The sequence below is a fragment of the Bradyrhizobium sp. 25ACV genome, from assembly GCF_054863005.1.
On the sequence record NZ_JAVAYO010000008.1, the window covers coordinates 22,574 to 40,859 of the forward strand.

Below are 18,286 nucleotides of genomic sequence, written 5' to 3' on the forward strand. Positions count from 1 at the left end.
GGGAGATGATCTGGGCTGTTGGAATGAAGACAAGGCAATGGGAATGAAACGGTCGCGGCTCGGCTCGCTCGACGTCACCTCAATCGGTCTCGGTTCCGCCCCGCTCGGCGGATTGTTCAGCCCGGTCAGCGATGCCGATGCGGAAGCGACGATCGCGCGCGCCTGGTCGCTCGGGGTGCGCTTCTTCGATACCGCGCCGCTCTACGGCTTTGGCCTTGCCGAACGGCGATTGGGGGCCTTCCTGCGGCAGCAGAAGCGCGACTCCTACGCCATCTCCACCAAGGTCGGCCGCCTGCTGCGCACGTCCGATGGCGGCGCCACCGAGGACGAGCACTACAAGGGCACGCCGCGCGAGCGGCCGGTGTTCGATTTCAGTCATGACGGCGTGCTGCGCTCGGTCGAGGAGAGCCTGGTCCGCCTCGGGCTCGACCGCGTCGACGTGCTGCTGGTGCACGATCCCGACGATCATTATGACGACGCCGTCGCCGGCGCCTTCCGCGCGCTCCAGCGCCTGCGCAGCGAGGGCACGGTGAAGGCGATTGGTGCCGGCATGAACCAGTCGGAGATGCTGGTCCGCTTCGCCGAGGCCGCGCCGGTCGATTGCTTCCTGCTGGCCGGGCGCTACACGCTGCTCGACCAGGGCGCACTGGATGCGCTGTTTCCGCTCTGCACGACAAAGAGCATCGGCATCCTGCTCGGCGGCATCTACAACAGCGGCATCCTGGCCAATCCGCACACCAGCGCGAAGTTCAACTATCAGGACGCCGATGCTTCGCTGGTTGCGCGGGCGCTGGAGCTGCACGCGCTCTGCCGCAAGCATGACACCGAACTGAAGGCCGCCGCACTGCAGTTCTGCATGGCGCATCCGGCCGTCACGGTGGCCGTGATGGGTGCGCGCAACGCCGCGGAGGTTTCCGACAACATCGCGATGTCGGAGAGAGCGGTGCCGGCGGCCTTCTGGCAGGAACTGCGGGCACGAAACCTCGTCGATGCGCGCGCGCCGCTGCCGGGTGGGGCATAAGGCATGATCATCGACGCCCATCAGCACTTCTGGGATCCTGCGCGCGCCGACTATCCCTGGATGGCAGCGGACGAGCTGACGCCGATCCGCCGTGCCTTCGGTCCGGCCGATCTCGCGCCACTGTTGAAAGCGAACGGCATCGACGCCAGCATCTTGGTGCAATGCCGCTCCGCGCTGGAGGAGACCGAGGAGTTCTTGCGTATTGCGCACGAAAATCCCTTCGTCGTCGGCGTGGTCGGCTGGGCTGATCTGACGGATGGTGCGCTCGGCGAAACGCTCGATCGGCTTCGTGCTTCACCCGGCGGCGGCAAGCTGGTCGGAATCCGCCACCAGGTCCACGATGAAGCCGATCCCGATTGGCTGCTGCGCGAGGACGTCCAGCGCGGCCTCACCGCCGTGTTCGCGCACGATCTCGCCTATGATTTTCTCGTCCGCGCCCTAGAGCTGCCGTCGGCGATCGCCACCGCGCAGGCCTTTCCGCAGGCGCGCTTCGTGCTCGACCACGCCGCCAAGCCGCCGATTGCCGACGGCGGCAGCGACGAGTGGGCCGATCGCATCAAGGCGCTCGGGGCTTGCGACAATGTCTGGTGCAAGATCTCAGGGCTTGCGACCGAAGCGGTCTGGAATGATTGGGATGCGGAACGCCTGTTTCCGTTCGTCGCGCACGCCGCGAGGTGTTTCGGCGAAGACAGGCTGATCTTCGGCTCGGACTGGCCGGTGTGCCTGCTTGCGGGGAGCTATGGCGAGATCAAGAACGCGCTGGAGGGGTGTTTGGCGAAGCTTGGCCCGCAGCTGCGGGACAAGGCTTTTGGCGTGAATGCCGCGCGGGCGTATCGGCTGGCGATCGCGCCTTAGCGTCTGAGCGCGCTCTTGCTTCCTGCCTCTCCTGGCAAAGCAGGAGAGGGGAAGCAGCGGCGTGCGCCACCTGCCTACTCCGACATCGGCTTGTCGGAGATGTCCCAGTCCTTGCCGGTGAAGGTGGAGATGAAGAGCGTCTTCATCGGCGTGTAGTCTTCGGGCGTGTAGCTGTAGGTGACGCCGTCGAGGAAGTAGGGCGAGTGGAAGCCTTTGAGGTTCGAGGCCTGCTTCAGCACGTTGGCGCGGGTGAGGTCGTCGCCACAGCGGCGCAGGATCTCGCCCATGGTTACGGCCTGGCCGTAACCGGCGAAGGCGATGGTATTGTCGGGGTCGATGGCCGGCGTGTACTTCTTGCGCAATTCCTCGAACGCCATCACGTCGGGATCCTTCTCCCATTTCGGCAGGCCGACCTCCTTGTTATAGCGGATGGCAACGATGCCGGTGGCGTTCTCGAGGCCCGCGGCAGTGAGGATCGAGCGGCCGGTCGAGCCGGCGGAAAGAAGTTGCAGCGGCTTCCAGCCGAGCTCGGCGACCTTCCGGATCGACTGCGACGACGCCTTGCCGGTCGAGATGTTGTAGAAGACGTCGGCGCCCGACTTCGAGAGGTTGATGAGCTGGGAATCGACGGTCGGCTCGGTGAGATCGTAGGTCTGCTCCATGATCACCTTTGCGGTGCCGCCGGCGTCCTCCAAAACTTTCTTGAAGGGACCGAGGAAGTCGCGGCCGAAATCGTCATTCTGGTAGAGGATGCCGATCTTGGCGTTCGGCTTCACGCTGACGACATGCCGCGCCAGGATGCGCGCCTCGGTCGGATAGAGCGGCAGGCCCGCCATCGTCCATTTGAATTCTTTCGGATTGTTCCACTTCGACGCGCCGGTGTTGAGCAGCAGCTGCGGCACGCCCTTGGAGTTCAGGTATTTGTGCACGGCGGTCTGCGGCGCGGTGCCGAGCGAGCCGTACAGCGCGAGCACTTCCTCCTGCTCGACCAGGCGCCGCGTCGCCTCGACGCATTTCGGCGCGCTATAGGCATCGTCCATGGTGAGAAACTTGACCTTGCGTCCGTTGATGCCGCCCTTCTCGTTCAGCATCTGGAAATAGGCCTCGCCGATGCGCCCCAACACGCCGTAGAGCGAGCCGGGGCCGGAATGCGGCACGGTCTGTCCGATCTTGATCTCGGTGTCGCTGGCGCCGGCATCGTATTTCTTCTCCGCGGCCCAGACGTAAGGCGCGGGCAAGGTGGATGCGGCGATGGCGGCGAGCGCGGCGGCGCTGAAATCGCGCCGCGATGGATTCTTCGTCATTATTTGTTTCTCCCTGGCATGCGCATTGTGCTGGGAACGCAGCACGCCTCGCAAGTGGGAAGTCACGGCTTTGCGACGCAATGACGCTCAAATCGCCGGGCGCTAGCGCCTAGACTCAAGTTTTCTCAGCGATCACGACGAGGCCGCGCACGGGCTCGTTGTTCTCGATCCGTGGAGAGGCCGGCTCCAACGTCAGCAGCTTGAGCCCGGCCTTGGCGATGGCACCGCGCACATATTCCGCCGAATGGGCATAGCGCAGGCCTTCGCCAAGTACGACGCCATTGCCGTCATGCGTCTCCAGCGTGAAAGCGAGCACGCCGCCAGATACGAGCACGCGTCTGGCCTGGTTGAGGACCGGCGTGAGGTCGGGGAGATAGACGAACGCATCCGCGGCGACGACGAGGTTCGCGCATCCATCGCCTTTGCTGCGCAGCGCTTCGATCATGTCGGCGACTTCGAGCTCGGCGTAGAGGTTGGTGGCGCGCGCCTCCTTGATCATGCCGGGCGACAGATCAATGCCGATGAAATGGTCGACCTGCTTGGCGAAGGCCGCGGCCGCAAGCCCGGTGCCGCAGCCGAGATCGATGGTGCGTTTGAAGAAGGCCGGCTTCTTCGCGGCGACCCGCGCGGCCACCACCGCCTTGAAGATCAGCGCCGGGGCGCGATAGTCGAGATCGTTGACCAGTGTGTGCTCGAAGCGAGGCGCGTACTGATCGAACAGGGCCTGCACATAGGCCTTGGGCATTTCGGCCATCTGTGCGTCGCCGAGCCGCATCAGATGCAGGCCGGCCCCATGGTGGTCGTCGGGATCGGACCGCCGCGCTTCTCGAAACGCCGCGACGGCCTTGTCGCGCTCGCCGAGCCGCTGACGGATTTCGCCGAGCGTGAACCAGGCCGAGGTGAAGTCAGGCGCGAGCTCGATCGCCTGCTCTATGAGGTCAGCGGCGGCGGGCAGGTCGCCCTTGAGCTGGAGATCGCGCGCGAACTCGAAGCGGCGGTCGGCCATGAGATCGCCTGAGGACTGGAATAGGCGGAGGGGCATTGGAGGAACCGATTTTCATTGCCGGGCTTGACCCGCCTGCGGGGCCGAAGCCCCTCCGGCGCGGCGAAGGCCCGGCAATCCATCAAAAAAGGAACTCTTTAGGGGGATGGATGCGCGGGTCAAGCCCGCGCATGACCGGTGAATATCGGGGCCCCGTGACTATATGACCATCATGCGTCCGCAAGACATCCTGCTGCCAGTTGCTGCCGGCCTGTGCTGCAAGCCCGGCGGCTTTCATATCGACCCCGTCCGCCCGGTCGAGCGGGCCGTGATCACCCACGGCCATTCCGACCATGCCCGCGCCGGCCATGGTGCGGTGCTGGCGACGCAGGAAACGCTGGACATGATGCGGCTGCGTTACGGCGAGCATTTCGCCGGGTCGATGCAAGCCATCAACTATGGCGAGGAGATCCGGCTCGGCGACGTCAGCGTGAAATTTCACCCCGCCGGCCATGTGCTGGGATCGGCGCAGATTGCTGTGACCTGCAAGGACACCTGCATCGTCGCCTCCGGCGACTACAAGGACGCGCCCGATCCGACCTGCACACCGTTCGAGCTGGTGCCCTGCGACGTCTTCATCACCGAGGCGACGTTCGGGCTGCCGGTGTTCCGGCATGGAGATGCGAGCGACGAGGTGAAGAAGCTGCTGGCTTCCGTCGCGCTGTTTCCGGAGCGCGCGCATCTGGTCGGCGCCTATTCGCTCGGCAAGGCGCAGCGCGTGATCGCGCTGCTGCGGCAGGCCGGCTATGACGCTCCGATCTATCTGCATGGCGCGATGGAGAAGATCACCGAGTACTACCAAAGCCGCGGCATCGCGCTCGGCGAGCTCAGGCCGGTGAAGGGCGTGAAGAAGGCGGCGCTGGCCGGGACCATCACGCTGGCACCGCCGTCGGCCACTTCCGATCTCTGGACGCGGCGGTTTCCCGATCCCGTCACCGCGTTCGCATCGGGCTGGATGCGCGTGCGCGCCCGGGCGCGGCAGCGCGGCATTGAGCTGCCGCTGGTGATCTCCGACCACGCCGACTGGGACGGCCTCACCGCCACCATCGCCGCAACCGGTGCCGGCGAGATCTGGGTCACGCACGGCCAGGAAGATGCGCTGGTGCATTGGTGCCAGAGCAAAGGCCTCAAGGCGCAGCCGCTCGATCTCGTCGGCTATGGCGACGAGGAGGAGAGCGAGACGCCGATCACTGACGAGGCCGAAGCATGAACCGCTTCGCCGAACTCCTCGACCGTCTCGCCTACGAGCCCGGCCGCAACAACAAGCTGCGGCTGCTCACCGGCTATTTCCGCGAGGTCGCAGACCCCGACCGCGGCTACGCGCTGGCCGCGTTGACCGGCGCACTCAGCTTCAAGCACGCCAAGCCCGCCCTGATCCGCGATCTCATTGCGGCGCGCACCGATCCGGTGCTGTTCGGCTTGAGTTACGACTACGTCGGCGATCTCTCGGAGACGGTTGCGCTGATGTGGCCGAGGCGCGGCGCAAATAGCGACGAGTCTTTTCCGGGCTACCCCTCTCCCCAACCCTCCCCCACAAGGGGGGAGGGAGCGCAGTTGCGTGCGACGCGACAGACGGGCTCGACGATTGAGAGTGATTCAGCGCGTGATGGACGCACCACCCTCACCGTTCCCTCCCCCCTTGTGGGGGAGGGGCAGGGAGGGGGGTACTCCGGGCGAGATGCCAATGAGTCCTCTCACCCAAGCAACCACAACAACCCGCCACCGCCGACGCTGACCGAGGTCGTCACCACGCTGCGCACGCTCGGCAAGACCGAGCTGCCAAAACAGCTCGAGCGCTGGCTCGACGAGCTCGATGAGACCGGCCGCTGGGCGCTGCTGAAACTCGTCACCGGCGCGCTTCGCATCGGCATCTCGGCACGGCTGGCGAAGACCGCGGCGGCCGCGCTCGGCGACAAGGATCCGCACGAGGTCGAGTTGATCTGGCCTGGCCTTTCGCCGCCCTATCTCGACCTGTTCGCCTGGCTGGAAGGGCGCGGCGAAAAGCCGGTCAATCGCGATCCCGCGCCGTTCCGGCCCGTGATGCTCGCACATGCGATCGAGGACAGCGATTTCGCCCCGCTCGATCCCGCCGACTACATCGCCGAGTGGAAATGGGATGGCATTCGCGTGCAGGCAGTCGCCGGCCGCGACGAGCACGGCCACATCACGGCGCGGCTCTATTCGCGCACCGGCGAGGACATCACGGGGAGCTTTCCGGATCTCGTGCCGTCGCTGCGCCTGCCAGGCGCGATCGATGGCGAGCTGTTGATCCTGCGTGAGGGCCGTGTGCAGAGTTTCAACGTCCTGCAGCAGCGGCTCAACCGCAAGGTCGTCTCGCCCAAGCTGATCAAGGAGTTTCCGATCCACCTTCGCGCCTACGATCTGCTCGGCGACGACGAGAACGATCTGCGCGAGCTGCCATTCGCGGAGCGGCGCGAGCGGCTTGAGACCTTCATCGGGAAGCTTAGCGATCCCCACATCGATCTGTCGCCGACCGTTCCCTTCGCGAGCTGGGAGGTGCTGACCGCCGCGCGTGCCGATCCCGCGAGTGCAGGTGCCGGCGAAGATGCGGATGCCGTCGAGGGCGTGATGCTGAAGCGGCGAGATGCGCCTTATCTGCCCGGACGTCCCAAGGGCCAGTGGTGGAAGTGGAAACGCGATCCGCACATCATCGATGCCGTGCTGATGTATGCGCAGCGCGGTCACGGCAAGCGCTCGTCCTTTTATTCCGACTACACGTTCGGCGTCTGGACCGCGGGCGAGGGCGGCGACGAACTGGTGCCGGTCGGCAAGGCCTATTTCGGCTTCACCGACGAGGAGCTGCTGCAGATCGACCGCTTCGTCCGCCGCAACACCACGGAAAAGTTCGGCCCCGTCCGCCATGTCGTGCACGAGGGCGACAAGGGCTTGGTGCTGGAGGTGGCGTTCGAGGGCCTGCAGCGCTCGCCGCGACACAAATCCGGCGTCGCCATGCGCTTTCCCCGCATCAGCCGCCTGCGCTGGGACAAGCCGCCGCGCGAGGCCGATCGGCTGGAGACGCTGGAGAGGATGCTGAAGGCGGAGGCGGTGGAGGTGGAGGTGTGAGTGCGTTTTATGAGAGCGCTCGATTGTCGCCAAGGCGGAGATGCGCTCCCTCTCCCGCCTGCGGGAGAGGGTTGGGGAGAGGGCTGTCTCCGCAATGGGACAATCCCCTAGAGGAGAAAGCCCTCACCCGCGCCTTCGGCGCGACCTCTCCCGCAAGCGGGAGAGGTTGGCGCCCGCGGCCGGCAGCGCTCCCAAACCGAGGCTACCCGAATTAAACTCCCGTAACCCGATTGACGGTCCGTCACGGGTTCCCCATCTGCCTCGCCGTGCCCTATAATGGGTCGAATCCGCCTACAGGAGTTTGAGATGGTCCAAGACGTCAGAGATTTGCCGGCCGGCCGCAACGACGGGCTGAACCGCTTTCTCGGCGGCTCGCCGCTGGCGGTCGCGTTTCGCCTGGTCCTGCTGTCGATCCTGGTCGGCGTCGTGCTCGCCGCGATCGGCTTCGATCCCTGGAACATCCTCACCAGCATTCGCCTGTTGTTCCAGCGGCTGTGGGATCTCGGCTTCGACACCATCAACTGGCTGTGGCGCTACTTCCTGCTCGGCGCCGTCATCGTGATCCCGATCTGGCTGCTCTCGCGCGTGTTCGGCACGCCGCGCGGCCGGTGATATTTTGAAGGTCCGCAGCCGATGCAATTGCGTTTTGTCGGCTGCGGCGATGCTTTCGGCTCCGGCGGCAGGCTCAATACCTGCTTCCACGTCTCGGGGCGCGAGGCCAACTTCCTGATCGATTGCGGTGCGTCGGCTCTGCCGGCGCTGAAGCGGCTCGAGATCGCGTGCGAGGACATCGATCTCATCCTGATCACGCATTTCCACGGTGATCATTTTGCCGGGCTGCCGTTTGTCCTGCTCGACGCGCAATTCTCGCGGCGGACGCGGCCGCTGACGATTGCCGGCCCGCAAGGCATCGAGACGCGGCTACGCGAGGTGATGGAGGCGCTGTTCGAGCGCTCCTCGAAGACACAGCAGCGCTTCGAGCTAAATGTCATCGAGCTCTCGCCCGAGCAAAGCCGCGCTTTCGGTGCCGTGACGGTGACGCCCTATCCGGTCGTGCACGGCGAATCCGGTGGCCCCTTCCTCGCCTACCGCGTCGAGGCCGAGGGCCGCACGCTCGCCTACAGCGCCGACACCGCATGGACGGAGACGCTCATTCCGCTGGCGCATGGCGCGGATCTTTTCATTGCCGAGGCCTATATGTACGAGAAGGTGGTCAAGAACCATCTCAGCCTGAAGACCTTGGAACAGCATCTGCCCGCGATCGGCGCCAAGCGGCTCGTCCTCACCCATATGAGCGATGACATGCTGTCGCGCCTTGAAGCTCTGCCCCATATGGCGGCCGAGGACGGCATGGTCGTCGTGTTCTGACCATGCACGCGCCCGTCCATCCCAAAGTCGGCACGCGTGAAGTGTTCGCCATCGCCGGTCCGGCGATGGTCGCGAACCTGACCACGCCGCTGATCGGCATTGTCTCGACCACGGCGATCGGCCGTCTCGACGATGCCGCGCTGCTCGGCGGCGTGGCGATGGCCTCGGTGATCTTCGACTGCCTGTTCTGGCTGTTCGGCTTCCTGCGGATGAGCACGCTCGCCTTCACCGCGCAATCGCTCGGCGCGGGTGACACGCGCGAGCCGACCGCGATCCTGGCGCGCGGCTTCATCGTTGCCGGCCTGATCGGCGCCGCGCTGATCGTGCTGCAACTGCCGCTGGCCGCTGTGCTGTTCGACCTCATGGGCGGCAGCGAGGGTGTGACGGGGGCCGCGAAGACCTACTTCAAGATCCGGATCTGGTCGTCGCCGTTCGCGCTCGCCAATTACGTCATCCTCGGCTGGTTGATCGGACAGGCCCGCGCCAATTCGGCCTTGTTGCTTCAGGTCGTCATCAACCTCGTCAACATGGCGGCGACGATCCTGCTCGTGCTGATCTACGACACCGGCATCGCCGGTGCCGCGATCGCCGCGCTGTTGTCGGAAGCGGTCGGGTTCGCCCTCGGCGTGATCGTCTGCCGCCATTATGCCGATGGCGGCTTTGCCGTGCCGTATGCGACCCTGCTCGACCGCGACAAGCTGTTGCGGATGCTGGCGGTGAACACCGACATCCTGATCCGCACTGCGGCGCTGATCGCCGTATTCCTGTTCTTCACCGCCAAGGGCGCGCAGGCCGGCGACGTCACGCTGGCCGCAAACTCCGTGCTCAACAATTTCCTGCTGGTCAGCGCCTTCTTCCTCGACGGTCTCGCCAACGCAGCGCAGCAGCTCTGCGGCCGCGCCGTTGGCGCGCGCGATGCAAAGGGGTTCGCGGATTCGACCCGGCTGGTGCTGTTATGGGGGCTCGGCTTCGCGCTGGTGGTGTCGGGACTGTTCGCGCTGTTCGGGCCCGCCTTGATCGATTTCATGACGGCGAGTGACGACGTCCGCCATGCCGCGCGCGAATTCCTGCCGTTCGTCGTGCTCGTGCCCATCCCCGGCGTGTTCGCCTTCGGCTTCGACGGCATCTATATCGGCGCGACCTGGGCGCGCGAGATGCGCAATCTGATGCTGGCTTCGCTGCTGATCTTCCTCGCCGCCTGGTGGGCGCTGCAATCGCTCGGCAATGCCGGACTGTGGTGCGCGCTGATGGCCTCCTACCTCTCGCGCGGCGGCTTGCAGGCCGCACGCTATCCGGCGCAGTTCCGGGCGACGTTTTCGAAATCGTAGCTCTGGTGTCCCGGACGCGCTGCAGCGTGAAACGCTGCTGCGCAGAGCCGGGACCCATTTCTCATCGAGTTCGCTGTCACATGGGCCCCGGCTCGGCAGCGCACCACGCCGAAGTCGGCGCGCTGCGCTGCGTCCGGGCACGAGACCGTCTTACATTCCCGGCCAGTCTTCCGCTGTGAGCGTCGCCGCATCGGCGCCGACGATCTCGGACAGGGAATCCCGCCCGGTGCGGAGCAGCGTCGAGGTGAGGTCGCGCTTGATCTCGTCGACGAGGCCGAGGCCCTTGTAGATCAGCGACGAATAGAGCTGGATCAGGCTCGCGCCGGCGCGGATCTTCGTCAGCGCGGCACCGCCCGAATCCACGCCGCCGACCCCGATCAGCGGGAACGCGCCCTCGACGCGCACATAGGTCTCCGCGACCATGCGCGTCGACAGGCGGAACAGCGGCCGGCCGGACAGGCCGCCTTGCTCCTTGGCGCGCATTTCCTCCCGCAGCGTGCTCGGCCGCGCGATCGTCGTGTTCGACACGATCATGCCGTCGACCCGGCGCGAGCGCGCGACCTGCACGACGTCGTCGAGCTGGGCGAGACTCAGATCCGGCGCGATCTTGAGCAGCACCGGCGTGTCGCCGGCCTTCTGCCTGACGCGCTCGCGGGCGTCGATCACTCTGGCGAGGAGATCGTCGAGCAGGGCGCCTTCCTGCAAATTGCGCAGGCCCGGCGTGTTCGGCGAGGAGACGTTGACGGTGAAATAGCTCGCGACCGGCGCAAAGGTCTCGATCAGCTTGACGTAGTCGGCGACGCGGTCCGGCGAATCCTTGTTGGCGCCGACATTGACGCCGACGATGCCGCCGTGTTGCGCGCGCGCGGCGAGCCGGCGCAAGGCGACGTCGGCGCCGTCATTGTTGAACCCCATGCGGTTGATGACGGCCTCGTCGCGCTCCAGACGAAACAGCCGCGGCCGCGGATTGCCGCTTTGCGGCTTCGGCGTCACCGAGCCGATCTCGACGAAGCCGAAGCCGAGCCGCAGCAGCGCGTCCGGCACCTCGGCGCTCTTGTCGAAGCCCGCGGCCATGCCGATCGGATTGGGAAAGTTGAGCCCGAAGGCGCGCATCGCGAGCTTGGGATCGTCAGCGCGCGGCTTGACCGGCGGCAGGAAGCGCAGGCCCTGGATCGCGAGGCGGTGGGCGTCTTCCGGATCGAGCCAGCGCAGCACCGGCAGCGAAAAGGCGTCGAAAGCGCGGATCACGGCAGCAGCTCCGGAGTGTCGTGGCCGCCGTCCGAGCGGATGTTGAGGTTCATCACCGACAGCACCGCGCCGAGGTCGAGCTCGCCATAGAGATGTGGAAACAGCTCGTCATTGCGCGAGCGCTCCCAGCGCAGCTCGCTGCCGAGTGCGTCGCCGTCGACCTCGACCAGGAACAGCGCGCGCTGTCCGACATAGTGCTTGCGCAAGGTCTCGGGAACCTGGGCAGCGGTGGAGAAATGGATGAAGCCGTCGCGCGCATCGTCCGCGCTGCCCCGGTAGACACCCTGCCGTTCCGCCTCGCGCCAGGCCGAGGCCGGACAGATTTTGTAGATCTTGACCACCGCTTGCGCAGCCCTGTTTGCTCTTTGAGTCAGCTCTTTGAGTTTCTTGGGTTTTTTCGCCGCGTGCGGGTCCCCGAAACCCGGGCGCGACCGTAAAGGCCGCCCCTTCCGAACTCAAGGCTTAGAGCCTATTCCGTTCCGATGAAATCGGAACGGGGGTCTGGATTCCCGTTTTGGCGCGTTTTTCTAGTGGCGAACCGGTATCCACATCGCTTAAAGGCGCGCCTGCCCACCGCCTCTTGCGCGCAAAACGGAAAACCGGTTGATTTGAGGATAGTTTTCCTGAGTTGCGACGGGCTGGACCTTGCATGGTCAGACAGGCCAAAGCGCAGAGGATACTGACGCACGACCAGATCTGGGTCGCCCTGGATCGGTTGGCGGCGCGCGCCGGTCTGTCGCCATCCGGCCTCGCCAAGCGCGCCGGGCTCGATCCCACCACCTTCAACAGATCCAAGCGTGTCACCTCCGACGGCCGCGAGCGCTGGCCCTCGACCGAATCGATCGCAAAGGCGCTGGCCGCGGCCGACTCCTCGATCGAGAGCTTTGCGCGGCTGATCGACGATGAGGCCGGCGACGGTCGCTCGGTACCGCTGCTCGGCTTCGCGCTGGCCGGCGCGAGCGGCGCTTTCGATGAGGCCGGCCTTCCATCCGGCAAGGGCTGGACCGAAATCGCGCTTCCCACCGAGGACAGCCACACCTTTGCGCTGGAGATTTCCGGCGATGCGCTGCTACCTGCCTATCGCGACGGCGACCTCATCCTGGTCTCACCCGGCGCACCGATCCGCAAAGGCGACCGCGTGGTGGTGAAGACCAAAGGGGGCGAGGTGGTGGTCGCGACGCTGGGGCGCCGCACCGCGAAGGCCCTGGAGCTTCAGTCGTTCGATGCGTCGCAGGCCGGGCGCACGATGGCGGCGAGCGACGTGGCGTGGATCGCGCGCATCATGTGGGCGAGGCAGTAATGGTCACCTAAGCCGGTCATGACCCGCATTCCTGCGCGCCGCGTTTCATCCGATCGCCATTGCGACTCAGCGGCCCTCTCGCATAGGTTGCCGCCGATACTACGGCTACAGCTTTTATCTTGGGGAATACGATGAATCGCCGTCACGCATTGAAGGCTCTCGCGGGTCTTGCGCTTTGTCCGCTCTGCAAGCCGGCCTTCGCAGCCGAAGGCGCGCATTGGAGCTATGAGGGCGTCGGCGGTCCGGCCAAATGGGGCGATCTCGATGCGGCCAACAAGGCCTGCGCGGTCGGCCTGCAGCAATCGCCGATCGACATCGAGGGGACGATCAAGTCGCAATTGCCGGTTCTGAAACTGAACTGGGGCAAGAGCGCCGACACCATCGTCAACAACGGACACACGATCCAGCTCAACTTCGCCGAGGGCAGCACGTTGATGCTCGGCGACGTCAAGTACAAGCTGCTTCAGGTGCACTTCCACCGGCCGAGCGAGCACATGATCGGCGGCAAGAATTTCCCGATGGAGGCGCATTTCGTCCATCGCAACGAAGCCGGCGGCCTCGCCGTGGTCGGCGTGCTGATGGCCGAGGGCAAGCCGAACCCGGCCTTCGGCAAGATCGTCAAGACCATGCCGGCGGCGGAAGGCCCCGCGGTGAAGGCGGATGCGGGCATCGATCCGCACGCCATGCTGCCGCAAAAACTGAGCTACTTCCGCTATCCCGGCTCGCTGACGACTCCGCCCTGTTCGGAAGTGGTCGAATGGCTGCTGCTGACCACCCCGATCCAGGTGTCGGTCAGCGATGTCGCTGCGTTCGCAAAGCTCTATCCGATGAACGCGCGCCCGGTTCAGAAGGACAACCGGCGCTACGTGCTAAGGTCGATCTGAGCTGGCGCTCCACACACCACTGTCGTCCCGGCGAACGCCGGGACCCATACCGCGTGATCTATCGGACGGTGGCGGTCGTCGTACCGAAGTAAGCGCGACTAAGAGTCTTCGCCTAACTTCTCCCTGGGTTATGGGGCCCCGGCTTTCGCCGGGACGACGTCGGGAGAGAGCGGGTCTCACGCGCTCCGCGCCAGCGCGCCGTCGATCATGTTGACCGCGTTCTGCACGCCGTACACCGCGACGAAGGAGCCGAAGCGCGGGCCCTTCTCCTGGCCGAGCAGCACCTGATAGAGCATGTTGAACCAGTCCAGCGTGACGCCGGGACGGCCGTCCTTGCCCTTCTTGACCTGGTCGAGGAACGGCTCGCGGCGGCCGATCTCGTAGACGACGTTCTGGATGTCCTCGGCAGATGCGTCCTGCGCAAGCTGTGACAGCGCATCGCGCAGATCCTGCAGGGCGCTGCGCTCGTTGTCCGAGGGCACGCGGAACTGCTTCGTCGGCGCGACGAAATCGCGGTAGTAATTGATGGCGTAGCCGACCATCGCATCGAGCTTCGGATGCGTCTGCGGCGAGACGCCCGGACGATAGCGGCCAATGAAACCCCACAGCGTCTCGGCATTCTCCGCGTTCGACGACGACACCAGCGTCAGCAGCAGCTGGAAGGTGACGGGCATATCGCCCTGCGGCGGCTTGCCGTTGTGGATGTGCCAGACCGGATTGCCGAGCTGCTGCTTGTCATCCTGCCGGGCGAAGCCGTCGATGAACTGCTGGTAGTCGTCGACATTGCGCGGGATGACGTCGAAATACAGCCGCTTGGCCGCCTTCGGCTCGCGATACATGAACAGCGACAGCGATTCCGGCGAGGCGTAGCGCAGCCATTCGTCGATGGTGAGGCCGTTGCCCTTCGACTTAGAGATCTTCTGGCCCTGCTCGTCGAGGAAGAGCTCGTAATTGAAGCCTTCGGGCGGCGTGGCGCCGAGCGCCCTGGCGATCGCGCCGGAGAGCTTCACGGAGTCGATCAAATCCTTGCCGGCCATCTCGTAGTCGACGCCGAGCGCGACCCAGCGCATCGCCCAGTCGGCCTTCCACTGACACTTGACGTTGCCGCCGGTGACGGGCGTCTCCACTTCCTGGTTCGTATCGGGGTCGACATAGGTCACGGTGCCGGCCGCAACGTCGCGGCGGATCATCGGCACCTGCAGCACGACACCGGTGGTCTTGCTGATGGGCAGGAACGGCGAATAGGTCGCGCGGCGATCGGGCCCTAGCGTCGGCAGGATGATCGCCATCACCTTGTCGTAGGCAGCTAACATCTTGAGCAGCGTCGCGTCGAAGCGGCCGGACGTATAATAGTCCGTCGAGCTCGCGAACTCGTAGTCGAAGCCGAAATGATCCAGAAACGTGCGCAGGCGCGCGTTGTTGTGCGCACCGAACGAGGGGTACTCGTTGGAGAACGGATCCGGCACCCGCGTCAGCGGCTTGCCGAGATGCGCGGCCAGCATCTCCTTGTTGGGAACGTTGTCCGGCACTTTCCGAAACCCGTCCATGTCGTCGGAGAACGCGAGCAGGCGCGTCTTGACCTTGTCCTCGGTCAGCACGCGGAAGGCATGGCGCACCATCGACGTGCGCGCGACCTCGCCGAACGTGCCGATATGCGGCAGGCCGGATGGTCCGTAGCCGGTCTCGAACAGCACCTCGTCCTTCGGGCTCTTCTTCAGCCGCGCGACAATGGCCTTCGCCTGCTCGAACGGCCAAGCGTTGGATTGTTCGGCGAGCGCACGCAAATCGCTCGGGCTCATGTTGGGATCGACAACGGACATTCAGAAGGGCCTCCGGGCCGCGGAAAATAGCGATTTCCGGGCAGAATGCAAAAGTTGCGGAGCAACTATCGCGGGGATCGTAGGGTGGGCAAAGCGAAGCGTGCCCACCACCTCAAAGACGTGGGCACGGCGCTGACGCGCCTTTGCCCACCCAACGGCAGTTTGCTCGTCGCGAGCGCAGGGCTAAAACGGGCTCACCGAGAAATACCGCAGCCACAGATCGGTGTAGCGGCCCTTTTCCCAGACGCGGAACAGGGCCCAGTTCAGGGCCTGGCGCAGCACGTCGTTGCCCTTGCGCACGGCGATGCCGATGCCTTCGCCGAAGAAGCGGCTCTCGACGAAGGGACCGCCGGAGAAGGCGCAGCAATCGCCGGAATCGGTGCCGTTGATCCAGAACGCCAGCGAGATGGCGTCGCCGAAGATGAAATCGACCTCGCCCTTGCGCAAAGCGCTGCGGAGCGCGTCGTCATTGGGATAGCCGTGCAGCTCGGCGTCGGTGAACATCGCCTTGAGATAGGCCTCGTGCGCGGAGCCGGCGATGACACCGACCTTCTTGCCCTCGAGATATTCCGGGCGGATCTCCGGCATCACCGCGTCCTTGCGCGAGGCGAAGCGGGCCGGCACGCGGTAATAGGGATCGGTGAAGTCGACCCGGGCGCGCAGCTGCGGGCTGACCGCCATCGAGGCGATGATGGCATCGCCGCGGTTGGAGGAGAGCGCGTCGACCAGCGTCTCGAAGCGGCGCATCTGCACTGTGCAGGTGACCTTGATCTCCTCGCACAGCGCGCGGGCCAGATCGACGTTGAAGCCGGCCGGGTTGCCGTCGGCGCCGGTGAAATTGAATGGCGGATAGTCGGTCTCGGTCAGGAAGCGGATCACGGTCAAGCGCGACAGGTCCGGCCGCTCCGGTCGCCGCCGCGGGTCCCAGAAGCCGGGCACGGCCTGCGGGGCGGCTTGTGGAGCGACCTGCGGCGTGGCCTGAGGCGCCGCCGGGGGCCGCTTGGCGGGCGCCTGGGCCTGGGCGTCGGGCAAGCCCATGAGCAGGCAGACGCCAACGGCTAGCCCCGCCAGCAAGCTACGAGCAGATTTGGACGATTTCGCCTGTTGCGATGGAGCCATCGGCCGGAAATGAACGAATTTCATTGGGATCGGAGGGCGTTATAGACCATCCCGACGGGAACGCGAGCATGGAATGCAGCCAAGTCGAGGTGCGCTCCCTCTCCCGCTTGCGGGGGAGGGCCGGGGTGGGGGTATCTCCGCGGGCGAGAGCCCCAATGTGGAGAGAGCCCCACCCGGCGCGGTGTGCGCGCCGACCTCCCCCGCAAGCCGGGAGAGGTTGCGCCGAGAATGCCACTCGATCCTGCGCTCTTCTCAGAGATACTTCTTCAAATCCGTCGCCGCCTCGTCCGGCGTGCGCTTCAAATTGAACGGGGAGACGAACCGGCCGTCGCGGTCCATCAGATAGATCAGCGCGGTGTGGTCCATGGTGTAGTCGCCGTCCTTGGTCGGGACCTTCTTGGCGTAGACCCGGTAGGAGGTGATGACCTTGGCGGTCTCGGCGGGATCGCCGGACAGGCCCTCGAGGTGCGGATCGAAGCTCGACAGATATTCCTTCATGGTCGCTGGCGTATCGCGCTCGGGATCGACCGAGATGAAGACGGCATTGACCTTGTCGGCATCCTTGCCCATCGCGCGCAGCACTTCCGAGATCTCGAACAGCGAGGTCGGACAGACGTCGGGGCAATGGGTGTAGCCGAAGAAGATCAGGGTCGGCTTGCCCTTCAGGCTCTTGTCGGTGACGGCCTTGCCGTTCTGGTCGGTCAGCTGGAACGGGCCGCCGATCGCGGCCGGCTGCGCCACCTTGCTGACCCCGCCCATGGCCCAGAACATGATCAGGAGGCCGACAACGAGGCTTGCGGCAAAGGCGGTCGCAATCACCAGCGGACGGGCGGCGGAACTCATGAGCGGAAAACTTCCTGTGGCGGATCAGAAGCAGGCGGCGAAACCGGTCCTGATCATTTCGAAGAACATCTGCGTGCCGTAGTGGAACCACAGCGCCAGCGCGCCGAGCACCAGCAATCCGCCGATCCCCGCGCCCGCCAACAGCAGCACGAACGGCGTCCGGCCGGCAGTGGGCGAATTGTCCTGTATCGGATGGGCCGGGTGCACTGGTTGAGCCATGACAATCATCGGGGCGAAGGCCCCGGTTCCCTGGCTTCCAGATAAGCTTTGGCCCGCCTGCGGGCAAGGCGCCGCTGGCGGGCCAGAGCGATCCCGTCAGGCCTAGACGATCAGTGAACCAGCTGGCCACGGGCGGATTCGAGCTGGTCCGCCTGCGGGAGGGGCCGGCGCAACGGCTTGATCGTCGAGGCCTGCGCGTCCATGTAGCAGGGCTTGTACATGGCCTGGAGCTGCCTGCCCTTCAGGAAGAGCATGTGCGGGGTGAGGCCGCCGCGCTGGGTGATCCAGCGCTTCACCTGCGACGGATACATCGCGTAGAGCATCTGAGTCGCCTCGGTGTTGGTGACGGCCCGGCCGTTGGTGCCGAAATCCCAGGCGGCATGGAAGCCGAGCGTCGCGCTCGAGGTCACGCAGATGCGGTCATGCGGGATGGCGCCGAGGACGATGGTGCAGGCGGACGCGCAGAGGCCGTCGATGATGACGGTTTCGCCCGACTGCCGCAGGTCCTGGTATCTATCGACGTAAGTTCCAATCCGGCCACCGCGGTCATCCGCGATCCGAACCACCGCGTGAGAAGCCCCCATGCCCGCGATCAGGAGAACCGCCGCAAGCAACCCCGTCAGAAACTTCATTGTCCCCCGCCCCGGTCGAGTTCGAATCTGCGTGTCAGGTGGTGATGCACGGCTAGCGTCCGTCGTAACCGAGGTTTTGTCTAGGCAGGGCGGCTGACTCAAAACAAATTCAAATCCAGTGTTGCGTCCGCGCTGCACTCGGCCGGTCTCTATCCCAAAGTGGAACAAGTTAACGATGTCTTACGCGCCACGCCCTTGATCTCAGTTACGACCGCTGGC

At 65.4% G+C, this 18,286-nt stretch carries 18 protein-coding genes; 9 read left to right on the forward strand and 9 right to left on the reverse strand.

What is annotated here, in order from left to right; genetic code table 11:
• The first annotated feature begins 43 nt into the window (after positions 1–43).
• A complete protein-coding gene (locus RAD04_RS19510) occupies positions 44–1,021 on the forward strand; it encodes an aldo/keto reductase (protein WP_461625301.1) in 978 nt (325 codons plus the stop codon).
• Positions 1,022–1,024: 3 nt separating this feature from the next.
• Positions 1,025–1,876 (forward strand): amidohydrolase family protein, encoded by an 852-nt coding sequence (locus RAD04_RS19515; protein WP_461625052.1) that lies wholly within the window; start codon positions 1,025–1,027, stop codon positions 1,874–1,876.
• Between the two features lie 74 nt (positions 1,877–1,950).
• On the opposite strand, the gene RAD04_RS19520 is transcribed toward RAD04_RS19515, so the two are convergent.
• Both RAD04_RS19520 and RAD04_RS19525 read right to left on the reverse strand, forming a co-directional pair.
• On the reverse strand, positions 1,951–3,180 hold the full coding sequence (locus RAD04_RS19520; RefSeq protein WP_461625053.1) for an ABC transporter substrate-binding protein: 1,230 nt from the start codon (positions 3,178–3,180) through the stop codon (positions 1,951–1,953).
• Positions 3,181–3,295: 115 nt separating this feature from the next.
• Positions 3,296–4,222, reverse strand: a complete 927-nt coding sequence (locus RAD04_RS19525) for a class I SAM-dependent DNA methyltransferase (RefSeq protein WP_461625054.1) — start codon at positions 4,220–4,222, stop codon at positions 3,296–3,298.
• A gap of 172 nt (positions 4,223–4,394) precedes the next feature.
• Here RAD04_RS19525 and RAD04_RS19530 point away from each other — a divergent pair, with 172 nt between their 5' ends.
• From RAD04_RS19530 to RAD04_RS19550, 5 genes are all read left to right on the forward strand, one after another.
• A complete protein-coding gene (locus tag RAD04_RS19530; protein ID WP_461625302.1) occupies positions 4,395–5,432 on the forward strand; it encodes a ligase-associated DNA damage response exonuclease in 1,038 nt (345 codons plus the stop codon).
• A complete protein-coding gene (locus tag RAD04_RS19535; RefSeq protein ID WP_461625055.1) occupies positions 5,429–7,306 on the forward strand; it encodes an ATP-dependent DNA ligase in 1,878 nt (625 codons plus the stop codon). Before RAD04_RS19530 ends, RAD04_RS19535 begins: the two co-directional genes overlap by 4 nt.
• A 306-nt stretch (positions 7,307–7,612) precedes the next feature.
• Positions 7,613–7,918, forward strand: a complete 306-nt coding sequence (locus RAD04_RS19540) for a DUF6460 domain-containing protein (RefSeq protein WP_018320831.1) — start codon at positions 7,613–7,615, stop codon at positions 7,916–7,918.
• Positions 7,919–7,939: 21 nt separating this feature from the next.
• Entirely contained in the window at positions 7,940–8,674 is a 735-nt protein-coding gene (locus tag RAD04_RS19545; protein WP_461625056.1) for an MBL fold metallo-hydrolase, read from the forward strand.
• Between the two features lie 2 nt (positions 8,675–8,676).
• Positions 8,677–10,002: an MATE family efflux transporter gene (locus tag RAD04_RS19550; RefSeq protein WP_461625057.1), complete on the forward strand. Its 1,326-nt coding sequence runs from the start codon at positions 8,677–8,679 to the stop codon at positions 10,000–10,002.
• Between the two features lie 150 nt (positions 10,003–10,152).
• Here RAD04_RS19550 and RAD04_RS19555 read toward each other — a convergent pair whose 3' ends face one another.
• A complete protein-coding gene (locus tag RAD04_RS19555) occupies positions 10,153–11,250 on the reverse strand; it encodes a quinone-dependent dihydroorotate dehydrogenase (RefSeq protein WP_028140878.1) in 1,098 nt (365 codons plus the stop codon).
• A complete protein-coding gene (locus tag RAD04_RS19560) occupies positions 11,247–11,591 on the reverse strand; it encodes a DUF952 domain-containing protein (protein WP_018320827.1) in 345 nt (114 codons plus the stop codon). Before RAD04_RS19560 ends, RAD04_RS19555 begins: the two co-directional genes overlap by 4 nt.
• Positions 11,592–11,899: 308 nt before the next feature.
• Here RAD04_RS19560 and RAD04_RS19565 point away from each other — a divergent pair, with 308 nt between their 5' ends.
• Positions 11,900–12,550, forward strand: coding sequence for a S24 family peptidase (locus RAD04_RS19565; RefSeq protein WP_461625058.1), 651 nt, complete (start codon positions 11,900–11,902; stop codon positions 12,548–12,550).
• 131 nt (positions 12,551–12,681) lie between these two features.
• A complete protein-coding gene (locus RAD04_RS19570; RefSeq protein ID WP_461625059.1) occupies positions 12,682–13,434 on the forward strand; it encodes a carbonic anhydrase in 753 nt (250 codons plus the stop codon).
• 176 nt (positions 13,435–13,610) lie between these two features.
• On the opposite strand, the gene RAD04_RS19575 is transcribed toward RAD04_RS19570, so the two are convergent.
• The 5 genes from RAD04_RS19575 to RAD04_RS19595 all read right to left on the reverse strand — a co-directional run bounded on the left by RAD04_RS19575 (position 13,611) and on the right by RAD04_RS19595 (position 18,067).
• A complete protein-coding gene (locus tag RAD04_RS19575) occupies positions 13,611–15,254 on the reverse strand; it encodes a lysine--tRNA ligase (protein WP_461625060.1) in 1,644 nt (547 codons plus the stop codon).
• A gap of 183 nt (positions 15,255–15,437) precedes the next feature.
• On the reverse strand, positions 15,438–16,373 hold the full coding sequence (locus RAD04_RS19580) for a transporter substrate-binding domain-containing protein (protein WP_461625303.1): 936 nt from the start codon (positions 16,371–16,373) through the stop codon (positions 15,438–15,440).
• A 252-nt stretch (positions 16,374–16,625) separates the two neighbouring features.
• Complete coding sequence (locus RAD04_RS19585) at positions 16,626–17,216, reverse strand: SCO family protein (RefSeq protein ID WP_183710606.1); 591 nt, start codon at positions 17,214–17,216, stop codon at positions 16,626–16,628.
• A 24-nt stretch (positions 17,217–17,240) separates the two neighbouring features.
• A complete protein-coding gene (locus RAD04_RS19590; RefSeq protein WP_461625061.1) occupies positions 17,241–17,435 on the reverse strand; it encodes a hypothetical protein in 195 nt (64 codons plus the stop codon).
• 110 nt (positions 17,436–17,545) lie between these two features.
• A complete protein-coding gene (locus RAD04_RS19595) occupies positions 17,546–18,067 on the reverse strand; it encodes a hypothetical protein (RefSeq protein ID WP_461625062.1) in 522 nt (173 codons plus the stop codon).
• Positions 18,068–18,286 lie beyond the last annotated feature (219 nt).